Origin of the sequence: Sorangium sp. So ce394 (genome assembly GCF_051474665.1) — a bacterium.
Taxonomy (GTDB): domain Bacteria; phylum Myxococcota_A; class Polyangia; order Polyangiales; family Polyangiaceae; genus Sorangium; species Sorangium cellulosum_D.
Genome location: NZ_CP150339.1, coordinates 936,472 through 961,233 on the forward strand (window position 1 = coordinate 936,472; position 24,762 = coordinate 961,233).

Annotated in this window: 16 protein-coding genes; 15 read left to right on the forward strand and 1 reads right to left on the reverse strand. The window is 71.8% G+C overall.

Features of this window, described 5'->3' with window-relative positions; genetic code table 11:
- Window positions 1-2,295: a hypothetical protein gene (locus WMF33_RS03560; RefSeq protein WP_437335814.1), complete on the reverse strand. Its 2,295-nt coding sequence runs from the start codon at window positions 2,293-2,295 to the stop codon at window positions 1-3.
- A 648-nt stretch (window positions 2,296-2,943) separates the two neighbouring features.
- On the opposite strand from WMF33_RS03560, the gene WMF33_RS03565 reads away from it, so the two are divergent.
- The 15 genes from WMF33_RS03565 (at window position 2,944) to WMF33_RS03635 (ending at window position 24,756) form a co-directional block, all read left to right on the forward strand.
- Window positions 2,944-3,213 carry a hypothetical protein gene (locus WMF33_RS03565; RefSeq protein WP_063823907.1) on the forward strand — a complete coding sequence of 90 codons (270 nt, stop codon included), beginning with the start codon at window positions 2,944-2,946 and terminating at the stop codon, window positions 3,211-3,213.
- A gap of 494 nt (window positions 3,214-3,707) precedes the next feature.
- Window positions 3,708-5,753, forward strand: coding sequence for a GAF domain-containing protein (locus tag WMF33_RS03570; RefSeq protein WP_437335815.1), 2,046 nt, complete (start codon window positions 3,708-3,710; stop codon window positions 5,751-5,753).
- A 12-nt stretch (window positions 5,754-5,765) separates the two neighbouring features.
- Window positions 5,766-7,457, forward strand: coding sequence for a sensor histidine kinase (locus WMF33_RS03575; protein ID WP_437335816.1), 1,692 nt, complete (start codon window positions 5,766-5,768; stop codon window positions 7,455-7,457).
- 128 nt (window positions 7,458-7,585) lie between these two features.
- The gene (locus WMF33_RS03580; protein ID WP_437335817.1) at window positions 7,586-8,416 is read left to right on the forward strand and encodes a TIGR02757 family protein; all 831 of its coding nucleotides are present in this window, start codon (window positions 7,586-7,588) and stop codon (window positions 8,414-8,416) included.
- Between the two features lie 813 nt (window positions 8,417-9,229).
- Entirely contained in the window at window positions 9,230-10,429 is a 1,200-nt protein-coding gene (locus tag WMF33_RS03585; protein WP_437335818.1) for an alpha/beta fold hydrolase, read from the forward strand.
- 236 nt (window positions 10,430-10,665) lie between these two features.
- Window positions 10,666-13,617: an MXAN_6577-like cysteine-rich protein gene (locus WMF33_RS03590; protein ID WP_437335819.1), complete on the forward strand. Its 2,952-nt coding sequence runs from the start codon at window positions 10,666-10,668 to the stop codon at window positions 13,615-13,617.
- Window positions 13,618-13,849: 232 nt separating this feature from the next.
- Window positions 13,850-16,531 carry an MXAN_6577-like cysteine-rich protein gene (locus tag WMF33_RS03595; protein ID WP_437335820.1) on the forward strand — a complete coding sequence of 894 codons (2,682 nt, stop codon included), beginning with the start codon at window positions 13,850-13,852 and terminating at the stop codon, window positions 16,529-16,531.
- Between the two features lie 187 nt (window positions 16,532-16,718).
- On the forward strand, window positions 16,719-16,934 hold the full coding sequence (locus tag WMF33_RS03600) for a hypothetical protein (protein WP_437335821.1): 216 nt from the start codon (window positions 16,719-16,721) through the stop codon (window positions 16,932-16,934).
- A gap of 96 nt (window positions 16,935-17,030) precedes the next feature.
- On the forward strand, window positions 17,031-18,152 hold the full coding sequence (locus WMF33_RS03605) for a hypothetical protein (RefSeq protein WP_061625327.1): 1,122 nt from the start codon (window positions 17,031-17,033) through the stop codon (window positions 18,150-18,152).
- A 253-nt stretch (window positions 18,153-18,405) separates the two neighbouring features.
- Window positions 18,406-18,762, forward strand: coding sequence for an NADH-quinone oxidoreductase subunit A (locus WMF33_RS03610; protein WP_020732728.1), 357 nt, complete (start codon window positions 18,406-18,408; stop codon window positions 18,760-18,762).
- Window positions 18,750-19,334: an NADH-quinone oxidoreductase subunit B gene (locus WMF33_RS03615; protein ID WP_129573004.1), complete on the forward strand. Its 585-nt coding sequence runs from the start codon at window positions 18,750-18,752 to the stop codon at window positions 19,332-19,334. The genes WMF33_RS03610 and WMF33_RS03615 overlap by 13 nt, the downstream gene beginning before the upstream one ends.
- The gene (locus WMF33_RS03620; RefSeq protein WP_437335822.1) at window positions 19,331-20,011 is read left to right on the forward strand and encodes an NADH-quinone oxidoreductase subunit C; all 681 of its coding nucleotides are present in this window, start codon (window positions 19,331-19,333) and stop codon (window positions 20,009-20,011) included. Before WMF33_RS03615 ends, WMF33_RS03620 begins: the two co-directional genes overlap by 4 nt.
- 3 nt (window positions 20,012-20,014) lie before the next feature.
- Window positions 20,015-21,229 carry an NADH-quinone oxidoreductase subunit D gene (locus WMF33_RS03625; protein ID WP_061625325.1) on the forward strand — a complete coding sequence of 405 codons (1,215 nt, stop codon included), beginning with the start codon at window positions 20,015-20,017 and terminating at the stop codon, window positions 21,227-21,229.
- Between the two features lie 69 nt (window positions 21,230-21,298).
- Window positions 21,299-22,993: a 2Fe-2S iron-sulfur cluster-binding protein gene (locus WMF33_RS03630; RefSeq protein ID WP_437335823.1), complete on the forward strand. Its 1,695-nt coding sequence runs from the start codon at window positions 21,299-21,301 to the stop codon at window positions 22,991-22,993.
- On the forward strand, window positions 22,990-24,756 hold the full coding sequence (locus WMF33_RS03635) for a complex I subunit 1/NuoH family protein (RefSeq protein WP_437335824.1): 1,767 nt from the start codon (window positions 22,990-22,992) through the stop codon (window positions 24,754-24,756). The genes WMF33_RS03630 and WMF33_RS03635 overlap by 4 nt, the downstream gene beginning before the upstream one ends.
- Window positions 24,757-24,762: the final 6 nt, after the last annotated feature.

Sequence of the window (24,762 nt, forward strand, 5' to 3'; positions counted from 1 at the left end):
TCACGGCCCGGCGAGCGGCCGCGCCTCGAAGCGCGCGGCGCGCTCGAGGACCCAGACGTGGTGATCCACCCACTCGCCCTCGACCGGCGTGAGCGCGAGCGTGAACGTCTCGGGCAGCCCTCCGGGCAGGTCGATCGACGCCTCGGTCCAGCCGCTGCTCTCGCGGATGGCGAGGTGGCCGAGCTCACGGCCGTCCGCGGTCACGCGGATCCTGGCGGGGCGGGTCGCGGCGGTGCGGACCACGAGCCGGCCCGGGCCCGAGCGCGGGGCCCGCAGGCGGGCCGTCTCGCTCTTGCCGCCCGGGATGACGCGACCCGCGTCGAACCGATCGCGCCCGGACCCGCGCGGGTCCGGCAGCACGCTGAAGCTGACGAAGCCGGCCTGCGGCCGCGGGAAGGCGTAGCCGTGCGCCCGCTCGCTCACGAGGTCGGCGACGTCGAGCTCGTCGAGCACCTGCTCGCCGGCGCGCATCGACGCGGGCGGCTCGCCGTGCGCGAGCGGGCTCCAGTCGGCCTGGTAGATGACCTTCTCGGCGCCGCCGCAGATGACGTTCCCGACGACGGGGATCCCGACGATCCGCTTGCCGAAGATGGCCGGGAGCTCGCCCCACCAGGTCGGATAGATGGCCAGCGCGTCGGGCCGCTCGTCGGCGGGGATGCGCTCGATGAGCTCCAGCGAGGCGCCGAGGCCGTGGACGCCCGCGCGCGCGAACGGGAGGTCGTGGTAGCCGCCGAGCCCGATGAGGTCGAGCCCGGGCCGGTCCGAGGCGTAGAGGAGCGCGCCCGCGTCGCCGACGAGGACGCGGCGCACGTCGAGCTGCGCGAGGACCTTGCCGGCGACGAGGTGCTGATCGCGGATGTTGCGGCTCGCGCGGCCGAAGAACCAGATCTGGTCGCGCATCCTGGGCAGCTGGTGGACCCAGAAGAGCGCGGCGAGGGCGAGGGCGAGCGCGACGCGGGCGGCCCAGAGGCCGCGGCCCGCGAGGCCGAAGCGGCCCGCGAGGCCGAAGCGGGCCGCGAGGCCGCCGGGAGCGCCGCCGTCCGGCGCGGCCCACGCGGCGCGCGCGACGAGCAGCGCGAGCCCCATCGCCGCGAGCACCAGCAGCCAGGCGACCGCGGGCATGGTGTAGCGTTCGTTCTGCCAGCGCACCTGGCCGTTCAGGGCGACGAGCGCGAGCCAGCCGACGACCTGGACCCAGAGCATCGCCGCGATCCCGCGCGTCCTGCGCGAGGCGAGGGGGACGAGCGCGAGGGCGGGGACGAGCCAACCCCAGGGGAGGGCGTCCGAGAAGTGGTGGTTGGCGTTGCGGGCGATGACGTAGCGGACGAGGAACTCGTAGGTGTCCCACTTTTCCTGCGACGTCATGTACGGGTTGTTCAGCGCGAGCTTGGCGATGGCGCCGCTCGCGGACCACTCCCCGGTGAACACGCGGTTGGCGACCGCCTGGGCGACGCACGCGATCGCGCCGGGCACCGACGTCCGGAGCAGGGTCGCGATCGCGGCGCGCGCGCCGCGGGCCCGCCCCACGGCGGCGGCCGCGTACACGCTCAGGGCCGCGACGCAGACGACCGACTCCGGCCGGGTGGCGTAGAGGAGCGCCCCGGCGAGGCCGGCGAGCCAACCGAGGCGGGCGAGGCGCTCCGGCGGCGCGCCGGCCGCGCCGGCGACCGAGAGCGCGGCGAGGGTGGCGAGGGCCCAGACGCCGAGGTGGAAGGCGTTCTCCATCCCGCTGAACAGCGACCAGTCGAGCGCGCCGATGGAGAGCGCCACGGGCGGCAGCAGGTACTTCGCCCAGCGCCCGATCGGCTCGAGGAGCCGCGCGCCGACGAGCAGGAAGCCCAGCGTCGAGGCGCAGGCGACGATCGCCGCCCACTGCATCAGCAGGAGGCCGCGGAAGCCGACGAGGTAGCCGAGCGCGAGGACGAACGGGTAGCTCAGGCTGGTGTTCCCGCTCGAGAAGCCGTTGCCCTCGGACCACTCGAACGGGTATCCGCGCGCCGTGGCGCGGGCGTAGTCGAAGTGGATGAACACGTCATCGAGCGGCGCCGACCACATGCCGCCCGTCTGCTCGTGCATTGCGCGGTAGAACGCGGCGGCGGCGTAGAGCACGCACGCGCCCGCGTAGACGGCGAACAGGAACGGATCGAGGCGCGGCCATGCGGCGACGACGCGATCGAGCCGGCCGGGGGGCGCTGCCGGACCGGCGCCCTGCGAGGCCGCGGCGTCCGTGTCGCCAGGGGAGATGATGCTCGGCCGAGACGGAGGCGCAGCTCCTCCGGGCGGCGCGGAGGACACGGGTTCGGCGCTGGACGGTGACACGCGGCTCTTTTACACGACTTTCGCGCGGCCCGAGCCCGCGGAGCCCGGTCCGCGAGGGGCGCCGGCGCGGGGGAGGGGCCGGCAGACGGGTGAACGCCCGCGGCCGACGGCTCTGTCCAGCACGTTTGCAAGCGGCCGCTTCAGGATTGAAAGGCGTACGCCGTTTTCGTAGGGAAAGTGCCCGAAAGCGAGAAAGATGTACCTTGGCCCGACTCCTGCTCAGGACAGAGGCCAGAGCGCCCGTGACGGTCTCCCCCCCCCGCCGTCGAATGGGCGCTCTGTTTTTTTGTGCTGGTGACCCCCGGCGCGACGCGGACCGATGCGCCGGATCGGGGTTGCAGCGCGGGCCGATGGCGGTGGCCCAGCCTGCTGCGGCCCAGCCTCCCGGTGGTGGCCAGATTTGAACATGAAGGCGGGAAGGCGGGAAGAAAAGATCAATGATCTTCCTGCCTTCCCGCCTTCATGTGAACCACTCCGGGGCAAATTGGGCCACCACCGGCCTCCCGGGGGACCAGGGGAGCTGCCGGCTCGCTGAGCGGGGTCGTGGAGACGGCGTTCGGCTTCCACATCATCCTGCGGACGCGATAGCGAGCGGCGGGCCCTCCGGGGTAGATCAGCGCACGAGTGAAGTTGCAGCGTCGAGCATCACCGATCGTCCCCTGGGTCGGGATCGCCGTCCACCTCGTGATCGGTCCGGCTTACGCGTTCGCCGGTCTCCTCGCGCCGCCTTGGGCGGTCGCGACGCTCTGGGCGATCTGGATTGCGCTGCTCGTGATGGCCATTCGGGTGCGGCGCAGCCGACCGTGGCTGACAGCGGCGACCCCGTTGATTTCGGCGGCCGTGTGGCTCGGCCTGCTCACCCTCGGCGAACGGCTGCTCGGCTGGACGGCCTGAGCCCGCCCCGAGGGGCCGCCGGCGCCGGCGCGGCGCGGCCGGCGCCGCGCTCCGCCTCTCGCGAGCGGATGCGCGACGCGGTTCTCGCTGCCGGACAGCACAGCGGGTGACCGGACAGCGCGGCGGATGACCTGGAGGCGACCGGGCCGAGTGGCCCCTTCCATCGCACGACACCGCCGGCGGCGCGACCCATCGCACGACACCTCCGGCGGCGCGACAGCCGGGATCTCCCGCCTCTACAGGAATACCCGGCGGCCGTTCAGTGACCGAGCGGATTTGGCTGCGGCGCCTCGCCGCGCGCGGCGCGACTTCAGGACAGGGCGGAGTTTCCCTTCCGGTCCGCGGTTGAGAATATTTCGGGCCCTGCGCCAAAGGAGCCCGCGCGCGCTCCGTGCGGTCTGCGCGTTGACCCCTCTCGCGCGCGTCGAGTAGAACGATGTTCGCGCCAGAGCGCGCGACCCAGTCAGCGCCAGCGCGGATTGGAACCGCAAACGATGCGTTGGTTCGTCGAGATCTCGTCATTGGGCCAGAACGCGCCGCCGACCAGGAAGGTGTGCGTCGAGGCCCCGCAGTGGCAGCCCGCGCTGCAGAAGGCCCGGGCGCTCCGCGGCGATGGCGGGCCGCTCAACAATTTCTCCGTGGACCTGCTCGAGAGCGGCTACCGAGCGATCGATCCGGCGACGCGCGTGCGGTACGTCGTGCAGCGCGCGCCGGACGACGCGGCGCTGACGGACGGGGCGGACCCTCCGGCGGGCGCGCCGCCGGCCGGCGCAGCGTCTCCCAGGCCCGCCGACCCGGGGGCTCGTCTGCCGGGGAAACGGCCGGTGGCGGCCACGGTCCCGTTCATCTCGATGGGGACGGCGCTCCTCGTGCCGGAGCCCGCCGCCGCCGCGCAGGCGGCCAAGGGCGGCGCCGCGGCGGAGCGGGGCGCCACGCCGGAGCGGGACGCCACGCCGGAGCGGGACGCCACGCCGGAGCGGGGCGCCGCGGCGGAGCGGGGCGCCGCGCCTGAGCCGAGCGCGCTGCCGCCGTTCGAGCTCGTGTCGCAGCGCGAGGAGAACCCGTCCGAGCGCTCGCCGCTCACGTACCGAGAGCTCGTCTATGCGGTCCCGACGGGCACCCCGCGCGATCTCGTCAGCGCGTTGCTGCTCGACCGGCTCGAGAAGGCACGGCAGCTCATCGACGACGCGCGCCCGGGCAAGTTCATCCATATCGCGGTGTTCGATCACGTCTTCCGCGGCCGGCCTCAGCGCGGCCCCCTCGCGACCCTCGCCTGGAAGGACTGGCGCTCGGCGGAGCCCGAGATTCAGTTTCGCCCGCGCACCGGCGCCACCTCGCCGCCGCCGGCCGCCGCGCCGCCGGCCGCCGCGCTGCCGACCGGGGGAGCTCTTCTGGCCGCCGCGCTGCCGGCCGAGGGGGCTCTCCTGCTCGTCGCGCCGCCCGCCGAAGGGTCGCCTGCGGCCGACGTCGCATCGGCGGCCGCTGCACCGCCGGCCGATGCGTCGCCCACCGCCGCCGCGCCGCCGGTCGCTGCACCGCCGGCCGATACGTCGCCCACCGCCGCCGCGCCGCCGGTCGCTGCACCGCCGGCCGATGCGTCGCCGGCCGATGCGTCGCCCGCCGCCGCGCCGCCGGCCGCCACGCCGTCGGTCGACGGTTCCGCGCCGGCCGCGGCGCAGCCCGCCGACGCATCGCCCTCGGCCGCCGCGCCGCCGGCCGACGCATCGCCCTCGGCCGCCGCGCCGCCGGCCGACGCATCGCCCTCGGCCGCCGCGCCGCCGGCCGACGCATCGCCCTCGGCCGCCGCGCCGCCGGCCGACGCATCGCCCTCGGCCGCCGCGCCGCCGGCCGACGCATCGCCCTCTGCCGCCGCGCCGCCCGGCGCGCCGAGCGCGCTGCCTCGGCCCGAAGGCGCTCTTGCATCGGGCGAGATCCCCGCGCCCAGGCCGAGCCAGCCGCCGCGGCGGCGCTCCTCCTTCCCGCCGAGGAACGGGCGCCTCTCCGGCGACGACCTCATCGCCGAGCTGTTCGAGGCGTGCAGCGACCTGCACTTCCTCCAGGACACGCTCGCGGGCGCCGACTTCATCCTCGCGCTCACGCTCGACAAGATCCCGTGCGCCCTCGGGCTCGTGTCGCTGTTCGACATCAACCGGCGCGAGTTCGTCGTCGTCCGGCAGTACGGCGGCAAGAGCGCGCTCCTCGCCAGGCTGTCCGAGCGTGCGCCGCTCGCCCTCGCCGCCATGCGGTCCAGGCGCGCCGTCGTGGTGCCCGACGCGTCCAGGGACGAGCGCGTCGTGGACGATCGGTGGAAGGCGATCGGCGTCGAGCTCCGGAGCGTCATCTGCGCGCCGGTGGAGCTCGCGGGCCGCTACCTCGGCCTCCTCGAGATCGGCAACCCCCTCGACGGCAAGCCGTTCTCCGAGAGCGACGGCAACGCGCTCACCTACATCGGCCAGCAGTTCGCGGAGTTCGTCGGGGCCCGCGGCGTGGTCCTCGACCCCGGCCTCGTGACCGCGGGGGCGAAGAGGGCCGCCCGCTAGCGGAGCTCAGCGATGGACCTCCTCCCCTCGGTCGGGAAGCGCCATCGCGTCCCGTACTTCGCCCTCGTCCCCGCCATCGTCGTCGCCGTGCTCGTCCTCGGCGGGATCGCCCTGCGCACCACGCTGCAGATCGAGAAGGCCCGCCAGCAGACCGTCTTCGACGCGACCCTCACCCTCGCCGACGAGCGCGTCGACCGCCTCGACAAGCTGATCATCGCGCAGGACAACGTCGTCGCCGCGCACGTCGACGTGGCGAACCTCTCGGTCATCGCGCGGAGGTGGCTCCCCACCGCGGCGCGCGAGACGCCGACGGTGCGCGCCATCCTCGTCCTCGACATGGACCACGAGGCCCACGACGTGCTCGCGTTCGCCTCGCGCGGCGCCTCCGGCCGGGAGGACGACGCCTTCCGCAAGCTCCTGCTCGCCCGCCTCCTGCCCCAGATGAACTTCGACGGCGACGCGGCCGAGCTGCGCCACCTCCACCACGTCATCGACCAGCAGAGCCTGCTCGTGAGCTACTGGCAGCGCGAGCACCAGGGGCGCCGGTTCCTCGTGGTCGCCTGGCACGAGGTGCCGCGCCTGGTCCACGAGGTGATGCCCCGGCTCTTCCGCGACCTCGATCGAGAGAAGAGCCGGATGAACGTCATCGACGAGGAGGGCCGCATCGTGTTCGGCCCGCCCATCATCGGCGGCGAGTTCACGGTCGGGCGCCCGTTCCCCACCACGCTCTACAACTGGCGCCTCCAAATGGCGCTCACCACCGCCGAGGAGCTCGGCGAGAAGGTGGAGCGGCAGCGCCTCATCGAGATCCTGATGGTCGGCTTCTCGGCCCTGGTCGCCCTGGCCGGGCTCGCGATCGTGGTGCTCGCCTCCGTGAACGAGCGGCGGCTCGCGGCGCTGAAGAGCGACTTCGTCGCGAACGTGTCCCACGAGCTCAAGACGCCGCTCTCGCTGGTCCGCATGTTCGGCGAGCTCCTCCTCGGCGACCGGGTGCCCAACGACGAGAAGCGCCGCCAGTACCTGCAGATCATCGTGAGCGAGAGCGAGCGGCTCACCGCGCTCATCGAGAACGTCCTCGATTTTGCCCGGGTCGAGCGGGGCAAGGCCGCCTACGAGTTCGCGCGCGGGAGCGTCGCCGAGGTGGCCGCGCGCGCCGTGGACATGTACCGCTACCGCGCCGAGCGCGAGGAGATGACCGTCGAGCTGACGGTCGCCGACGGGCTGCCCGAGGCGCTCATCGACGCGCGCGCGCTCGAGCTCGCCATCGTGAACCTGCTCGACAACGCGCTCAAGTACGCGAAGGACGGCGGCCGCGTCGCCGTCGCGGTCGAGGTCGAGGGCGGGGGCCGGGGGCGCCTCTCCGCGCTGACGCACGCGGCGAGGCGCGTCGCCATCCGGGTGAGCGACCGGGGGCCCGGCATCGATCCTGACGAGCAGAAGCACATCTTCGAGCGCTTCGCGCGCGGCCGGCGGGCGAGCGAGCGGCAGGTGCGCGGCAGCGGCATCGGGCTCGCGCTCGTGAAGCACATCGCCGAGAGCCACGGCGGCGCCGTGCGGGTCGAGAGCCCGGTCACCGAGGACGGGCGGGGCAGCGCCTTCGTCGTGTCGCTCCCCGCGCTCGAGCACGACCGCGAGGCGCCGGAGCGGACCGCGCGGGCCGAGCCGCTCGCGGCCGACGCGGCGCCCGGCGCGGGGGCGACGTGACGGCGCGCACGCGTGACGGGCGCGGTGAGACGGCGCCCCGGCGGAGCGATGCGGCCCCCCGGCGGAGCGATGCGGCGCCCCGGCGGAGCGATGCGACCTCCCGGCGGGACGCTGCGCGGAGCGCTGCCTTGAAGGCGGCGCTGGACGAGGTGCGCGCGCGGTGCGCCATCGAGGAGCGCCGCGCGCAGGACCCGGTCTCCTTCGTCCATCGCTACACCGATCCGGCCGATCAGGAGCTCGTCGCGCTCCTCGCCGCGTCGCTCGCCTTCGGCAACGTGAAGGCGCTGCGCGCCAAGATCGGCGAGGCGCTCGACCGGCTAGGCCCGCAGATCGCCCTCACCGCGGACGACGCCCGGGCCGTCTCGGCGCGCCTCCGCGGCTTCCGGCACCGCGTCTACCGCGACCGCGACCTCGCGGCGCTCCTCGTCGGCGCGCGTCGGGTGCAGCGCGCCTCGGGCTCGCTCGGCGCCGCCTTCGCGGCCGAGCTCTCGCGCAGCCGCGACCTGCGCCAGGCCCTCGGCGCGTGGGTGCGGGCGATCCGGCGCGCCGGCGGGCTCGACCGCCGCCCGGATGACCGGGGTGCGGCGCACATCCTCCCCGACCCCGAGAAGGGCAGCGCCACAAAGCGGCTCATGCTCCTCTTGCGGTGGATGATCCGCCCCGCCGACGGCGTGGATCTCGGCCTGTGGCCGATACCGCCGTCCGCTCTCCTGATCCCCGTCGACACCCACATCCAGAAGCTCGGCTACAACATCGGCCTCACCGACCGCAGGGGCGCCACCTGGAAGACGGCCGAGGAGATCACCGCCGCCCTCCGCGGCTTCGATCCCGCCGACCCGGTCAAGTACGACTTCGCCCTCTGCCACCTCGGCATGCTCCAGCAGTGTCCGTCGCGACGCGATCCGGTCCGCTGCCAGGGGTGCGGCGTGAAACCCGTCTGCCGCCACTGGGACGAGTGAGCACGCCGTGCACAGTCGTTTCGTCCAGGACAGCTGCAGGTGGTGCCGCGGAACGCCTTGAAATCCTTCGAATTTGCACCGGATTTCAATTTTGTTTTGCAAGGATGCAACGATGACGAGGGGGCTGCGTGATAACTGCCTGAAACGTGGTGGTAGGCAGGCCGGCACAGAGCCTGCTCTATCGGTGGGCGAGCGCCGTCGCGGAGACCTTCCCCCCCCAGGTCCGCGAGGCGCTTTTTTCATTTTGTTTCAACGGTCGCCAGAGGGCGCCCGCCCGGCGCTGCCACCGGCGTGACACGAAGCGCGCCGCAGCGGAGCCCCCCCGAGCTCCGCTGCGGCGCCTTGATGTGTGCCCCCGTGCACCGGGGTGCTTACGGGACCCTTTCCACGTCTCTCCTCTCCCCGACGTGATGCGACCCGCATGCCACGTCCCGGGCCGGTCACGATGGAACCTTTGTGCACGCATGCAGCGAAGGTTTCGCGTCGAGCCCTGTGGCCCCGGACACCCGCCGCCACCACCGCGCGATGCGACGTGGCTCAAAGCGAGCCGTCGCGACGTCCGTTTCCGTCGAGAGCAGTCGCGGAAGCGCGCTGTGGGATGGAAGCGGTGGAGTCGACCGGCCAGCGCTGTGTGACTTTCTCGCGCGCTGGTAGAAATGATCATGAAACATCGTGTTCCCATGGATTCATGATCATCGGGCGCCGAGCGCCGGTAAGCGAGCTCAGCGAGCGGCTGGCCCGCGCTCCGTCCGTGCGCCACTATTGCCGAGGGCGCTCGCATGCGGAAACGGCGCCAGCAGGTAGATTGGGCGTATGGTCTGGACATTCGGAGCAACCCTCCTGGTCGCGCTGGCTCTCGTGGCGCTGGCCGCGATCGGGCTGTGGGCGCACCTCTTCTACTGGGTCAAGCGGCTGACCCTGCCGCTCGAGTACAGCGTCGAAGAGGTCCTGCGGACCGAGGACGGCGCCCCGATCGAGATCCGCCGCGTCCCGGTCCCGCCCGGCGCGGAGGCGCAGCCGGATCTGCCACCGATCCTCCTGGTCCACGGGATCGCCGCGAACCATAGAAATCAGGACATCCACCCCGATTACTCGCTGGCCCGCCACCTCGCCACGCTCGGACGCGACGTGTGGCTGCTGACGTTGCGGAGCGGCCGCCTCCTCACCCGCCTCGAGCGCCGCAGCGTCCGCTTCTCGGCCATGGTCCAGTACGACCTGCCCTGCGCCTTCGACGCCATCCTGAAGCGCACCGGCGCCCGCTCGCTCGATTATGTCGGCTTCTCGATGGGCGGCATGCTCCTCTATGCCGCGCTCGGCCGCAGCGTGCCGGAGGATCGGGTGCGCCGCGTCGTCATCGTCGGCTCTCCGGGCCGCCTCGCCACGCCGGCGCGGCTCATGCGCTTTCTGCCGGGGCGGCTGCTCCCGGGCGTGCCGCTCCGCTTCATGGCGCGCAGCGTCGCCTTCGCCTCGGAGTGGCTGCCGACGCCGATTCACCACGCCGTGGCCAATCCGCGCAACGTGCCTCCCGGCGTCACGCGGCTCGCGCTCGTCAACTGCATCGAGGACATCCCCGCTGCGCTGAACGCGGACTTCGCCGCCTGGCTGGCGAGCGACGGAGAGATCCGCGTGGACGGCGAGCGTGTCCTCGACGGCCTCGCGTCCGTCGCGGCGCCGGCCCTCTTCATCGCGGGCAGCGCCGACAGGATTGCCCCGGTCCCGTCGGTGCGCGCCGCGTTCGACGCGTGGGGGCGCGATCACCCGGAGACGCCGAAGCGGTTTCTCGTGCTCGGTCGTGACTTCGGGGCGCGGGAAGATTACGGCCACGGCGACCTCGCCGTGGGCGCCTATACCGGCGTCGAGCTCTTCGAGCCGATCGCCCGCTTCCTCGGCCCGGAGCGGCAGCCCGAAGACGCGCCGGGGCCCGAGACGGGCGCTCCGGCGCTGGAGGCCGTCCAGGCGCGTCAACCCACCTCCGACCAGGCCGATCCGCTGCCGGATCACCCGGCCGTGTGACGCGTGCGCCCCGCGCGGCCGTATCGCGCATTCCGCCGGACCGCCCCTCCGTGCTGGTCCCTGCGCTCCATCTCACGATCGCGCTCACGAGTGCGTGTCCGAGTGCGTGGAGGTCGAACGATCTCGAGTCGATGCGCGGTGATCCGTGATTGCGGAGCGAAAGCGAAGAGGCGTATCCTCAACGGCGAAATCTCCAAGAGCCGCGAGGCGGCCGGCGTATCCGCCAAAGGAAGTTCATGAGTCAACCCGGATTGCGCTCCAGGTTCGAGCTGTCGTTCACAGCGCTCTGGCTGACGGCAGCTGCCCTCCTCGTCTGCTCTGCGTCCTGCGCGCGGGGAGACACCTCGAGCATCACGTGCGATGACGGCCTCGCGATGTGCGGCGGCGGCGCGTGCGTCGACACGCAGGTCGATCCCGACCACTGCGGCGGCTGCGACGGCGTCTGCGCGAGCGGGCAGCGGTGCGAGGCGGGCGAGTGCGTCGGCGAGGACAAGGGGAACGGCGGGGGCGGCGGGGACCAGGGGGGCGTGGAGGCCCCAGGGGAGTCGGACGGGACCGGCGGCGCGCTCTGCGCGCCCGGCCTCGAGCCGTGCAGCGGCGGCTGCGTCGATCTCGACATCAACCCGCATCACTGCGGGGGCTGCGGCCAGGAATGCCCGGCCGGGCAGCTGTGCGAGGGCGGCGCCTGCCGCTGCGACGGCGGCCTCGCGGAGTGCGGCGGCGGCTGCGCGGATCTGACGAAAGATCCGCTGCATTGCGGGGGCTGCGACGTCCGGTGCGGGCTCAACGCGACGTGCGTGGACGGGGAGTGCGCCTGCGACGAGGGCCTCACGGCCTGCGACGGCAAGTGCGTCGATCTCGCGAGCCACCCGCAGCACTGCGGCGCGTGCGGCGCGGCGTGCGGCGGGGGGCTGGTCTGCCAGGCGGGCACGTGCACCTGCATCGTCGGCGAGCACGAGGTCCTCGGCTCGACGACCCCGCAGGTCGTGAGGGGCAGTACGCTCGGCGCAGACACCTATTTCGGGCTGGACTGCGTGGCCGCCGGCTCGTCCGAGGTCGTCTACGCATTCACGGCGGACGAGCCCGGCACGTACAGGTTCGATACGGCCGGGTCGAGCTACGACACCGCGATCGCCGTGCTCGATCGCGCGGTCTGCGGCGAGCTCGCGTGCAACGACGATCGCGCGGGGCCCGAGGCGGCCGCCTCGGTGATCCTCGAGGGAGGGGAGGAGGTCCTCGTCGTCGTCTCGGGGTACAACGGCGCGCAAGGCGACTTCGTGCTCCGCATCGACCGGGCGGCGCCGCCGGCCTGCCCGGTGGGCACCCTCGAGCCGACCCTCCCTCAGTCGGTCCACGGCGACACCTGGGCGCTCGGCGACGCCCTCGTGGCGAGCTGCGGCTCGCTCGACACCCCCGACGCGAGCTACGCGTTCACCGCGCCCCACGCCGGGAGGTTCATCTTCGACACGACCGGCTCCTCGTTCGACACCGTCCTCGAGCTGCGCAGCGGGACCTGCACAGGCTCGATGATCTCCTGCAACAACAACAACGCATCGGAGAAGACGTCGCGCGTCGTCGCGAACCTCACCGCGGGCCAGACGGTGGTGGCGATCGTCGACGGCGCCGAGGGAGAGTACGGGCCGTTCACGCTCAACGTCAGCGAGTACGTGCCGCCGCCGTGCCCGGAGTTCGTCCTCGACGCCACCACGTTTCCGCAGCGGGTGACGGGCACCACCGCGATCGTGGATCGCGAGAGCGCCCTCTCGGCGCCCTGCGGCACCGGCGCCGGCCCCGAGGCCACCTATGCGTTCACCGCGCCGGCGGACGCGCTCTACACCTTCGACACCATCGGCACCGGCTTCGACACGGCCCTCCACATCCACGACGGCACGTGCAGCGGGCCGAGCCTCGGGTGCAACGACGACGTGGCCACCGGCGTCCTCCAATCGCAGGTGAAGGTGCTGCTCGACGAGGGGCAGACGGTCATCGTCGTCGTGGACGGCTACAGCAGCTCGGCCTCCGGCGCCTACACGCTCAACGTGAGCCAGACCTTCGTCCCCCCGTGCCCGCTGATCGATCTCGGGACGACGGTGCCTCAGACGGTGACCGGGACGACCGCGGACGCGGTGGACCTGCTGCGCCCGACCTGCGGCGGCGCCGGCGGCCGCGAGACGACCTACAGCTTCACCGCGCCCGAGGCCGGGACGTACCTCATCGATACGTTCGGATCGAGCTTCAACACGACCCTCGCCGCGCTCGACGGCTCCTGCTCCGGGACCACGATCGCGTGCAACGCCGACGCGGCAGGGAGCCAGCAGTCGCAGCTCACGCTGGATCTCGAGGAGGGGCAGACGATCATCCTGCTCATCGACGGCGATTCGGCGGGCGCGTCGGGCGATTTCACGCTCAATATCGAGCGGTTCGACGGCGGCGGCACCTGCTCGACGCCCATCGAGCTCGGGTCCAGCTACCCGCAGGTCGTCACGGGGAGCACCGTGGATCAGCCCAGGTCGGTCACCCCGAGCTGCGGCTCCTCGACCGCTCCGGACGTGGTCTACAGCTTCACCGCGCCGGAGAACGGGACCTACATCTTCGATACGCTCGGCTCGAGCCTCGACACGGTCCTCCAGATCTTGAATGGAAGCTGCAGGGGCGCGTCGCTCGGGTGCAACGACGACTCTTCGGGCGGCCGACAGTCGCGCGTCTCCACCGTACTGGTCGCGGGTCAGACCGTCGTCATCGTCGTCGACGGCCGCGGCACCAGCGCCGGCGACTACGTGCTCCAGGTGGACCGCTTCACCGGCCCGGGGACCTGCTCGACGGCGATCGACCTCGGCTCGGAGCTGCCGCTCACGAGGACCGGCACCACGTCGGGCCAGCCCAACTCGGCGACGCCAGCCTCCTCCTGCACGTACAGCTCGACCGCCGCGGACATGGTGTTCACCTACACCGCGCCGGCCGACGGCGACTACGTCATCGACACGATCGGATCGTCGTACGATACCGTGCTTCACGTGCACAGCGACGGCTGCGGCGGCGAGACGCTCAAGTGCAACGACGATTGGGGCGGCACCTCGAGGTCGAGGGTGAGGCTGACGCTCACCGCCGGTGAGGTCATCACCGTGGTCGTCGACGGATACGGCTCGTTGTCGGGCAGCTTCACGCTGAACATCAACCCCGCTCCGTGAGGACGCCGCGCTCGCCCTCTCGCCGATCCGGCGGCGCCGACGCCCGCCGCGCTGAGCTCGCCGCGGCGCCTCCGCGAGGCGCCGCGAGCACGGTCCAGGTCGCGGCTCGCGCCGCGCGTGGCCAGGCGAACTTCTCGCTCCATGAGCGCCCCCGCCGGTTGCGGATACCTCGGGCGTGGGCGTATCGTGTTATCCGCTCCGCCCCAACGGCCAGGTACCCCCAAGGATGCATATGAAACGATCCGGATTGCGCCTCAGGCCCACCCTCTCGTCCGCTGCGTTGCTCCTGGTCGCCGGGGTTGTCCTCGCGTCGTCCTGCGCCGAGAGCGCCAACTCGCTGAACTCGTGCACGGACGGGCAGTCGCAGTGCGGCGGCGAATGCGTCGATACCCAGGCGAGCGTCGACCATTGCGGCGAATGCGGCAACGCCTGCGCGGCGGGGCGTCGCTGCGCGGCGGGCACCTGCGTCGATGGCGAAGACCCCGGTGAGGGCGGGGGCGGCGAGGGCGGCGAGGGCGGCATCGACGCTCCGGGCCAAGGGGGGGCCGACGGCGCGTGCAGCGAAGAGCATACCGAGTGCGACGGCCGCTGCGTGAACCTCCAGACCGACCCGCGGAACTGCGGCGATTGCGACGTCGCGTGCGAGGAGGGGCAGGTCTGCGCGGACGGCGAGTGCGCCTGCCCCGAGGGCCTCACGGCGTGCGACGGCGCCTGCGTGAACGCGCTGACCGACGGGACCCACTGCGGCGGCTGCGAGACCCGCTGCTCGCCGACCCAGCTGTGCATCGAGGGCGCCTGCTCCTGCTCCGAAGGCCTCACGGACTGCGACGGCTCGTGCGCCGACCTGCAGACGAGCGAGCTGCACTGCGGCTCCTGCGAGGTCGCGTGCGAGCGCGGGGCCATCTGCCAGGAGGGCGCGTGCACCTGCGCCGTCGGCACCTACGATGTGATCGGAGACACGTTCCCGCAGACGGTGACGGGGACCACCATCGCGGGAGAGACGAACTACGGGCTCGCGTGCGTGGCGGCCGGCTCGTCGGAGCGGGTCTACCTCTTCACGCCCGCCGAGGCCGGGACGTACACGCTGGACACTTCGGGGTCCAGCTTCGATACGGCCCTTGGCGTGGTGTCGGCGACCAGCTGCGCTCAGCTCGCGTGCAACGATGACATCAGCCCTACCATCTTCCAGTCCAAGGTCCGCGCGGTCATCGGCGCGGGCGAGCCGGTCTTGATCGTCGTGACCGGCTTCGACGGATCGGAGGGCGAGTTCAGGCTTCACCTGTCGAAGGCAGGCCCGCCGATCTGCCCTTCAGAGGACGTCGGCGACACGCTCCCGAAGACGTTCACCGGCGACACCGAGCTGCTCGGCGACGCCATCACGCCGACCTGCGGCCACCCGGGCGGCCCCGACGTGAGCTATACCTTCACGGCGCCGGCGGACGGGAAGTATGTATTCGATACGTTCGGCTCCGAGTTCAACACCATCCTGGAGCTGCAGGACGGCGAGTGCGACGGTGAGGTGCTCGTCTGCAACGACGACTCGCGAGGAGGGTCGCAGTCGCGCGCCGTCGTGGAGCTCGAGGCCGGTCAGACGATCGTGGCGGTCGTCGATGGATTCGAGGCCGCGGGCGGGCCCTATACGCTGAACGTCGCCGCGTGGGCGCCGCCCTCGTGCCCCATGATGGATCTCGGCTCGACCTACCCGCAGTCGGTCACGGGCAACACGTCGGGCCTCGACCACGTCCTCGAGTCGCCCTGCGCCTCGAGCGACAGCCCCGAGGCGACGTACAGCTTCACGGCGCCCGTCGACGGGCGCTATACCTTCGATACGATCGGGTCGAGCCTCGACACGGTGCTGCACGTCCACGAAGGCAGCTGCGCGGGCCCCACGCTGGGCTGCAACAACGACGCGTCGTCCTCCTCGTCGCACTCGGTGGTGTCCACGCCGCTCTCGGCGGGACAGACCGCGTACGTGGTCGTCGACGGCGCGTACGACGACGCCGGCGCCTACAAGCTCAACGTGAGCGGCATCCCGGCGCCCCCGTGCCCGGCGAACGAGCTGGAGTCGGCCGTCCCGCAGACCGTGAACGGGACGACCGTCGGCCTCGGCGACTTCGTGAGCGCGCCGTGCGGCGCGCCCGGCGGCGCCGAGGCGACGTACGCGTTCGTCGCCCCGGAGGATGGCGTCTATGTCTTCGACACGTTCGGCTCGAGCTTCGACACGGTCCTCCACGTGCACGACGGCGCGTGCGGCGGCCCGTCGCTCGGCTGCAACGACAACACGGCCGGCCCCCAGTCGCGGGTCGCGGTGCCGCTCGTCGCCGGGCAGGCGACGGTCGTCGTGGTCGACGGCTCCGGGCCGTCCGCCACGGGGGCGTTCAAGCTCAACGTCTCCCTGTCGAACGGCGAGGGCACCTGCGCGAACCCGATCAACCTCGGCTCGACGGTCCCGCAGCGGGTGAATGGCTCGACCTTGCTGCAGCCGAACTCGGCCGCGCCGGGCTGCACGACGTCGAGCGGCAACGACCGGGTCTACCGCTTCACCGCGCCGGTGGCCGGGACCTACATCATCGACACGCTGACCTCGACCTTCGACACCATCCTTCACGTGCACGACGGCGACAGCTGCACCGGCGCCGAGCTCGCGTGCAACGACAACGCGAGCGGGGTCGCTTCGCGGGTGGAGGTCACCCTCACCGCGGGCCAGGTGATCACGATCGTCGGCGACAGCCGGCCCTCCTCCTCTGGCAACCTCGTGCTGCACATCAGCCCCGCGCCCGCGCCCGATCCCGATCCGGATGCGGGGACCGATCCGGATGCGGGGACCGATCCGGACCCGGGGACCGATCCGGATGCGGGGACCGATCCGGACCCGGGGACCGATCCGGATGCGGGGACCGATCCCGAGCCGTAGACCAGGCCCGGCAGGCCGCCTGCGTCGACCCGAAGGAGACGCCGCCAAGGCGCCAAGGACGCCAGGAAGCAAGAGAGCCAAAAAATTCTCTTCATGGCGTCCTCGATGCCTTGGCGGTTTGTTTTTCCTCGCCTCGGAGAGCCGCTTCTGGCCCGCGTGGCGTAGAGCCAGGGGGGAGGCTCGTGCGATGGGCGACGGCAGCGGCGCCCTCGGACGGCTCGCGCGGGGCGTGAGGCACGGGGCTGGGTCGGGCCGGCCGCTGCGCCTCGTCGGCGGGGGGACGAGCGGGCAAGGGCGGCCCTCGGAGCGCGGTGGGGGCAGGTGGCCCGGCGTGCCGCGATGGATGGCGATGGCGAACGGCGGCGGCGCGCTCGAGGCCGACGGCGATGCGCGCGATCCCTAGGAGTTTTCTTGAGAGCCGCGCGCGACCGTGCGAGTCTCGCCCCCCTGGGATTTGCGTCCGCCATCCGGGACGCGCCCTTCGGATCCGGGTCGAACCATGCCAAAGGAACGCGTGTTCTCCCTCGATGCCGTTCGGACCGACGGCTGGTTCGAGCGCATAGGCGACGGCATCGGCAGCTTCCAGGCGCTCTGCGAGATCGTGGGCGAGGCGTTCTTTGCCTTCTCGATGATTACGGGCGCCCGCATCACGGCGCTCACCGTCGACCGCCGCAACCCGGACAACACGCTGGTCGATTTCGTGATCGCGCCGCCGGGCGAGGAGGAGATCGACGGCGACGTCCAGCGGCTCACGCTCGCCGACTTCCGCCACCGCCTCGTCGGCGCCCTCCTCACGGAGGACACGACGCCGCAGGCCCCCGAGCGGGACACCGACCTCGAGGGCATCCAGCTCCACATCGGCGTCCGCTACCTGCTCCTCGCCCCCCTCTACGGCTACAGCCTCCGCAAGCTGTCCGTCGAGGGGAAGACCTCGCGCCTCCTCCTCCTGCGCGACGGCATCGAGGAGACGCACGAGCTGAACGAGTTCCGCGCCCGCATCCGCTCGCACGTGCGCGACGAGCTCGAGCGCGCCTCGGCCGGCGCGCGCTCCGCCATCGACCTCACCAAGGTCGCGGAGGCCGAGGTCGCGTCCCAGCGCGGCGACTACCCGAAGGTGATCCAGCTGCTCGGCACCTGGCCGGCGCCGCTCGCGATCTTCCTGCGCACGCCCGAGGGGCAGATGCTCACCCCGGACGCCCGCAGCCTGATCGCCAAGGGGCTCGGCCTGCTCGGCACCGCGTGCGTCAAGCTCGGCGAGGAGCACCAGGGCGAGGAGGTCATGCGCCTCGCGGTCCAGTACGCGCACGACGGGGCCGCGGCCGGCGACATCTTCCGCCGGCTGGGCGAGGCCATGCTCGACGACGGCCGGGCGGGCGAGGCCATCGGCCCCCTCCGGCGCGCCGCGAACCTCGGCGCCCCGCCGAAGCAGATCTGGCCGCTCCTCGCGCGGGCGTTCGTGCAGCGCAAGAAGTTCGTCGCCGCCCTCGCCTGCGTCCGCGAGGCGCGGAGCGTCGGCGTGCCGGACGCCGAGATGGTCGAGGAGATCCGGGAGATCGAGGCGACCCTGGGAACGGCCCTGACCGCATGGAGAGGGCTGGTCCTCGTGGCGAGCCGCTCCTAGGATTGCGGCCCGCCGGCTCTGGGCAGGTTGACCGCCGCCTCCATTGACACCCCCGCGGCGGCCGACTAGATCCGGCGCGGATTAAGCCGGGATCGCTCGGATTTTTGCTGTTTCAGGCAGCAATCGCCGCGTCGCTCTCACCTTTTGGACTGCATGGTTCGGGGCCGCGGGCCCTGAGGTCTCGCCCGAGGCGCCGCGCGCTGCGGCGAGGCGGTCGACCCTCCCGGGACCGACCCGTAGGAGTGCTCTCTCGATGGCCACCTACATCCCCTTGTTCCTGCTGTTTCTCGTCGCCGCGGTCATCGCGCTCGCGATGTTCACGCTGACGTCGCTCCTCGGCCCGAAGAACCCGACGCCCGAGAAGATGATCCCGTACGAGTGCGGCAGCGACTCGACGGGCGGGCGATTCGTCAAGCCGAGCGTGAAGTTCTACCTGACGGCGATCCTCTTTGTCGTGTTCGACATCGAGGCGGTGCTCATCTACCCGTGGACGGTCCAGTTCCGCTCCCTGGGGTGGACGGGCCTCGCAACGATGAGCTCGTTCATCGCGATGCTCGTCGTCGTGCTCGTGTACGTGTGGAAGAAGGGAGCTCTGGAATGGGAGAAATGAAGGGTGGAGGGCCCTCGACGCGGGTGATGGAGGGCTCCGAGCACGGGTTCGCGACGACGCGCGTGGACGCGCTGCTCAACTGGGCGAAGAAGTACTCCCTGTTCCAGTACCCGTTCGTGACCGCGTGCTGCGGGATGGAGTACATGGCGATGGCGAGCCCGCGCTACGACATGGCGCGGTTCGGCGCCGAGGTGCCGCGCTTCTCGCCGCGCCAGGCGGACCTGCTCTGGGTGGTGGGGACCATCAGCCAGCGCCAGGCGCCCGCGCTCCGGCGCATCTACGAGCAGATGGCCGACCCGAAGTGGGTGCTCGCCTTCGGCACGTGCGCCTCGTGCGGCGGCTTCTACGACAACTACACGACCGTCGCCGGCATCGACAAGATCATCCCCTGCGACGTCTACGTGCCCGGGTGCCCGCCGCGCCCCGAGGCGGTGCTCGACGGCCTCATGCTCCTCCAGGACAAAATCGCGCGGGGCGACCGCACGCCGGCGATCGTGAAGCCGCGCGAGGACCCGGCCCAGACCGCGGAGCGCCTCGTCACCCTCCAGCGCAAGGAGAGGAGCCAGCAGTGAGCAAGAAGGTCCTCGAGATCCTGACGGCCCAGTTCCCGGGCGCCGTCCTGGAGACGCACTCGCAGTTCGGCGACGACACCGCGGTGGTCGACCCGGCGGTGTGGCGCGACGTCGCGCTCTTCCTCCGCAACGACCCGCGGACGCTGATGAACATGTTCGTCGACCTCACGGCGGTCGACTACCTCTGGCGCGGCGACGTGCCCCGCTTCGAGGTGGTCTGCCACCTGCGCTCCTTCGAGAAGAACCACCGCATCCGGATCAAGGCGCGCGTGGGCGACGAGGAGGGCAACGGCGCCGAGATCGACTCGATCGTGCCGGTGTGGAAGGGCGCGAACTGGTTCGAGCGCGAGTGCTACGACCTGCTCGGCATCGTCTTCCGCGGGCACCCCGACCTCCGGCGCATCCTGATGTACCCGGAGTTCGAGGGGCACCCGCTGCGCAAGGACTACCCGGCCAACCGCATCCAGCCGCTCATCCCGTTCCGGGAGGTGCCGAACATCGGCAAGCTGCCGCCGTTCGGCCCCGACGAGGGCATGAGCTTCGGCCGCCAGACGCACGACTTCGCGCTGCAGAGCGCGGGCGCGGGCGCGTCGCTCGAGTCGACCGGCGGGGACGAGGCCTCGGACAAGGGCAAACCGCAGGGCATCGGCGTGGGTGCGCTGCAGGAGCGAAGCTGAACGATGGAACCCCTGGATCGCGACCTGGACGAGGCCCACCTCGATCTCCCGAGCGAGCCGATGCTCCTCAACATGGGGCCGTCCCACCCGGCGATGCACGGCACGGTGCGGATCGTGCTCGAGCTCTCGGGCGAGACGATCAACAAGGCCGACGTGCAGATCGGCTACCTGCACCGCGGCTTCGAGAAGATGTGCGAGCGCGGCACGTGGACGCAGGTCTTCCCGTACGTCGACCGGCTCAACTACGTCTCGCCGATGCTCAACAACGTCGGCTTCGCGCTGGCGGTCGAGAAGATGCTCGGCGTCACGGTGCCCGAGCGCTGCCAGTACTACCGCGTGATCCTCGGCGAGATGGCGCGCATCTGCGATCACATGATCTGCAGCGGCGCCATGAGCATGGAGCTCGGCGCCTTCACGCCGTTCCTCTACCTGTGCCGCGCGCGCGAGATCTTCTGGGAGATCTTCGAGGAGGAGACGGGGGCGCGCCTGACGCACAGCTTCGGCCGCGTCGGCGGCATGGCGCGGCCGCCCACGCCCGACTTCAAGTCGATGGTGCGGGTGGGGCTCGAGCGCGTGCTCGCGCTCATCAACGACGCCGAGAAGCTCATCCTGAAGAACCGCATCTTCCTCGATCGCCTCGACGGCGTCGGGCAGATCTCGCAGGAGGACGCGCTCGCGCTCGGCTGGACGGGCGTCGTGCTCCGGGCGACCGGCCTGGCGTACGACGTGCGCCGCGCGAACCCGTACATGGTCTACGACCGCTTCGAGTTCGACGTGCCGGTCGGCACGCGGGGCGACAACTACGACCGGTTCATGTGCCGCCAGGAGGAGATCCGCCAGTCGGCGCGGATCATCGAGCAGGCGCTCGACCAGATGCCCGACGAGGGGCCGGTCAACATCGACGATCCGCGCATCGTGCTGCCGCCGAAGGAGGAGGTCTACACGACCATCGAGGCGACCATCCAGCACTTCAAGATCGTCATGGAGGGCATCAAGGTGCCCGCCGGCGAGTGCTACTCGTACACCGAGGCCGGCAACGGCGAGCTCGGCTTCTACCTGGTGTCCGACGGCAGCGGCACGCCCTACCGCGTCCGCATCCGGCCGCCGTGCTTCGCCACGACGCAGGGGCTCTCGCAGCTCATCACGGGGCTGATGATCCCGGACGTCGTGCCGACCTTCGGCTCGCTCAACATGATCGGCGGGGAGTGCGACCACTAGCGACGGCGCTCCCGTCATCGACCTAAGGAAGCTGGGGCCCGCGCGGCCCCGCCGGGAACCGAGAGCACGATGCCTACGATCAAGATCGACGGAAGGGAGATCCCCTTCGAGAGCGGTGACACGATCATCCGGGCGGCGCACCGCGCCGGGATCGACATCCCCCATTACTGCTGGCACCCGGGCCTCAGCGTCGCCGCCAACTGCCGGATGTGCCTCGTCGAGGTGCTGCCGCCGCCCGGGCGCCCGGCGATGAGCCTCGACATCCTCCGCTGGGACCCGGCCAAGCAGGACTACGTGCCGGCCGCGAAGCCGAAGCTCCAGCCGGCCTGCCAGATGGCCTGCGCGAACGGCATGGAGGTCCTGTCCGAGGGCAGCGATCACGTGGCCGAGGCGCGCTCGGCGGTGCAGGAGCTCCTGCTCCTGAACCACCCGGTCGACTGTCCGATCTGCGATCAGGCCGGCGAGTGCCGCCTCCAGGACTACTGGCTCGAGCACCAGCGCAAGGGCAAGCGGATGCACCAGGAGCCGGTGCACAAGCCGAAGGCGGTGACCTTCGGGCCGACCATCGTCTACGACGCCGAGCGCTGCATCGTCTGCACGCGGTGCATCCGCGTCTGCAACGAGCTCGCCCGCGATCCGGTGCTCTCGGTCCGCGAGCGCGGCAACCTCGGGGAGATCACGGTCTCGCCGGGGCGCGAGCTCGACCACAACTACACGCTGATGACCGAGCACGTCTGCCCGGTCGGCGCCCTCACGTCGCGCGACTTCCGGTTCAAGGCGCGGGTCTGGTTCCTCCGCAGCGCCCGGACCGTCTGCCAGGGCTGCGCGACGGGCTGCAACGCCTACCTCGACTACGATCCGCGCAACAACACGCCGTACCGGCACCGCCCGCGCGAGAACATGGCGGTCAACACGTACTGGATGTGCGACGACGGCATGCTGTCGTACCGGCACGCGGTCGAGGGGCGGCTGCTCACGGCGCTCGTCGGCAACGACGACGCGAGCGTCGAGGACGCCCTGGCCGCGGCCAAGGAGCAGCTCAGCGGCCACGCCGACGACCCGTCGCGGGTCGCGATCGTCCTGTCGGCCCAGCACTCGAACGAGGACAACTTCGCGCTCTACCACCTCGCCACGACGTACCTCGGCGCGACCGACTTCTTCGTGTCGGGCAGGCCGCTCGGCCAGGGCGACGACATCCTGATCAGCGAGGACAAGAACCCGAACACCCGCGGCGCCGTGCAGATCGCGGCGGCGACCCCGCCGCGCCCGGTCGCGGAGCTGCTCCAGGGGATCGCGTCGGGGCAGTACGCGTACGTCGTCGCCCTCGGGTCGGACCTCGAGGTCGACGCGGGCGAGGCGCAGCGGGCGCTCTCGCGGCTCAAGGGGGTGGTGACGATCGCCGCCCACGAGGGGCCGCTGGCGAAGGCGGCGCGCGTCGCGCTGCCGGCGTGCTCCTGGGCCGAGGCCGAGGGGACGTACGTGAACCGGAAGGGCCTGGCGCAGCGGAGCGAGCGGGCGCTGCTCCCGCACGGCGACGCGCGCCCGGCCTGGGAGCTCATCGGCCGGCTCGGGCGCGCGCTCGGGTACGAGACCGGGTGGAAGACCCTCGCCGAGCTGCGCCGCGCCATGCCGCCCGGCGCGGTCGCGGGGGCGGGCGCGCCGGCCGCGGTGCTCGGCGCGGCGCCCCCCGCGCACACCGCGGCGGCGACCGCCGTCGCCGACGGCGCGCGGGTTGAGCCGAAGAAGACGGAGGCCACGGCATGACTCTCGTCGAGGTCGTTCTCGCGATCGTGAAGATTCTCATCGTCGTCCTGTTCCTGCTGAACATGGCGGCGATCGCCACCTGGGCCGACCGGCGCCAGGGCGCGATGGTGCAGGACCGCGTCGGCCCGAACCGCGCGGTCGTCTACCTGCCGTCGATGCTCGTGCGCGGCATCGTGTTCTTCCCGCCGGCGCTGCTCGGGGCGCTCGCCGTGTTCACGGCGACGCGCGAGATGACCGGGCCGGCCGCCGTCGAGACGCTGGTGATCGGCGCGCAGCTCGCGGTGCTCGTGACCTGGCTCGGCCTGCTCGTGTTCTGCGCGTCGGCCCGCCGGGGCGGCCCGATCAACGGGGCCGAGGAGGCGCTCGCCCGCGTCGACCCGCGCAACATCTTCTACGCCGGCGTCCTGGGCCACGTGCTGGCCTTCTTCGTCACGCAGGCGATCCCGGTCGCGGCGGCGCCCACCGCCGCGCGGGTCGTGTGCGTGCTGCTCGGCGCGCTGCTCGTCGTGACGGGCGCGTACACGGCGCTGCGCGTGCCCGAGGGCAAGGTGCCCCTGCGCCTGCTCGGCACGCTCCACGCGGCCGCCGACGCGATCAAGATGATCTGGAAGGAGGACTTCATCCCGAAGAACGCCGACCGGCTCCTCCACTCGCTCGCGCCGCTGCTGGCGATGTTCCCGGCGCTGGTGACGTTCGCGGTCATCCCCTTCGGCGACAAGCTCTGCTTCGCGGACAACGGCGACGGGATCTTCGGCTTCGCGGACCTCCCGCTCCTCCAGCGGACCGTCGACCAGTCGTTCACGTGCTCCGGCCACGTCGTGAACCTCCAGGTCGCCGACCTCAACGTCGGCATCCTCTACATCTTCGCGATGGCGGGCACCGGCATCATCGGCGCCGCGCTCGCCGGCTGGGCGAGCGACAACAAGTTCTCGCTGCTCGGCGGCCTGCGCGCGGCGAGCCAGATGGTCAGCTACGAGGTCGCCATGGGCCTCAGCGTCGTCGGGCTCTTCATGATCTACGGCAGCGTCCGGCTCGGCGACATGGTGCAGTGGCAGGCCGAGCACGCGTGGGGGATCTTCGTCCAGCCGTTCGCGTTCATCCTGTTCCTCGCGGCCCTCGCGGCCGAGACGAAGCGCATCCCGTTCGACCAGCCCGAGGGCGAGAGCGAGATCGTCGCCGGCTACTTCGTCGAGTACTCCGGGATGAAGTTCGGCATGTTCATGACGGGCGAGTACGTGGAGCTCATCACGTCGAGCGCGCTCCTCGTCACGCTCTTCTTCGGCGGCTACCACCTGCCGTTCCTGGACCGCGACGGCATCAACGTCGTCCTCGGCGACGCGACGCTGTTCCAGTACAAGATGACCCACTGGGCCGTGAGCCTGACGTACGTCATCGCCTTCTTCGGCAAGACGATCCTGATGTCGTGGGTCCAGGTCTTCTTCCGCTGGACGCTGCCGCGCTTCCGTTACGACCAGGTGATGCGGCTCGGGTGGACGAAGCTCCTGCCGCTCACGCTCGTCAACATGATGGTGACGGGCATCGTGATCCTGGCCGTCGACTCGGCGCCGGCGGGGCTCCGCGGCGGCCTCCAGGTCGCCGCCGACATCACCCACGCGCTCGTCGCCGTGGGCGGCTTCGCGGCGGTCGTGGCGATGATCGCCGGCCTCCTCGAGCCGGTCGAGCGCCAGCGCATCATCGTCTCCACCTCGGCCCGGTTCGCCGCCGCGGCGGGGGGCACCAAGGCGACGCCGCAGCAGGCGTAGAGGAGG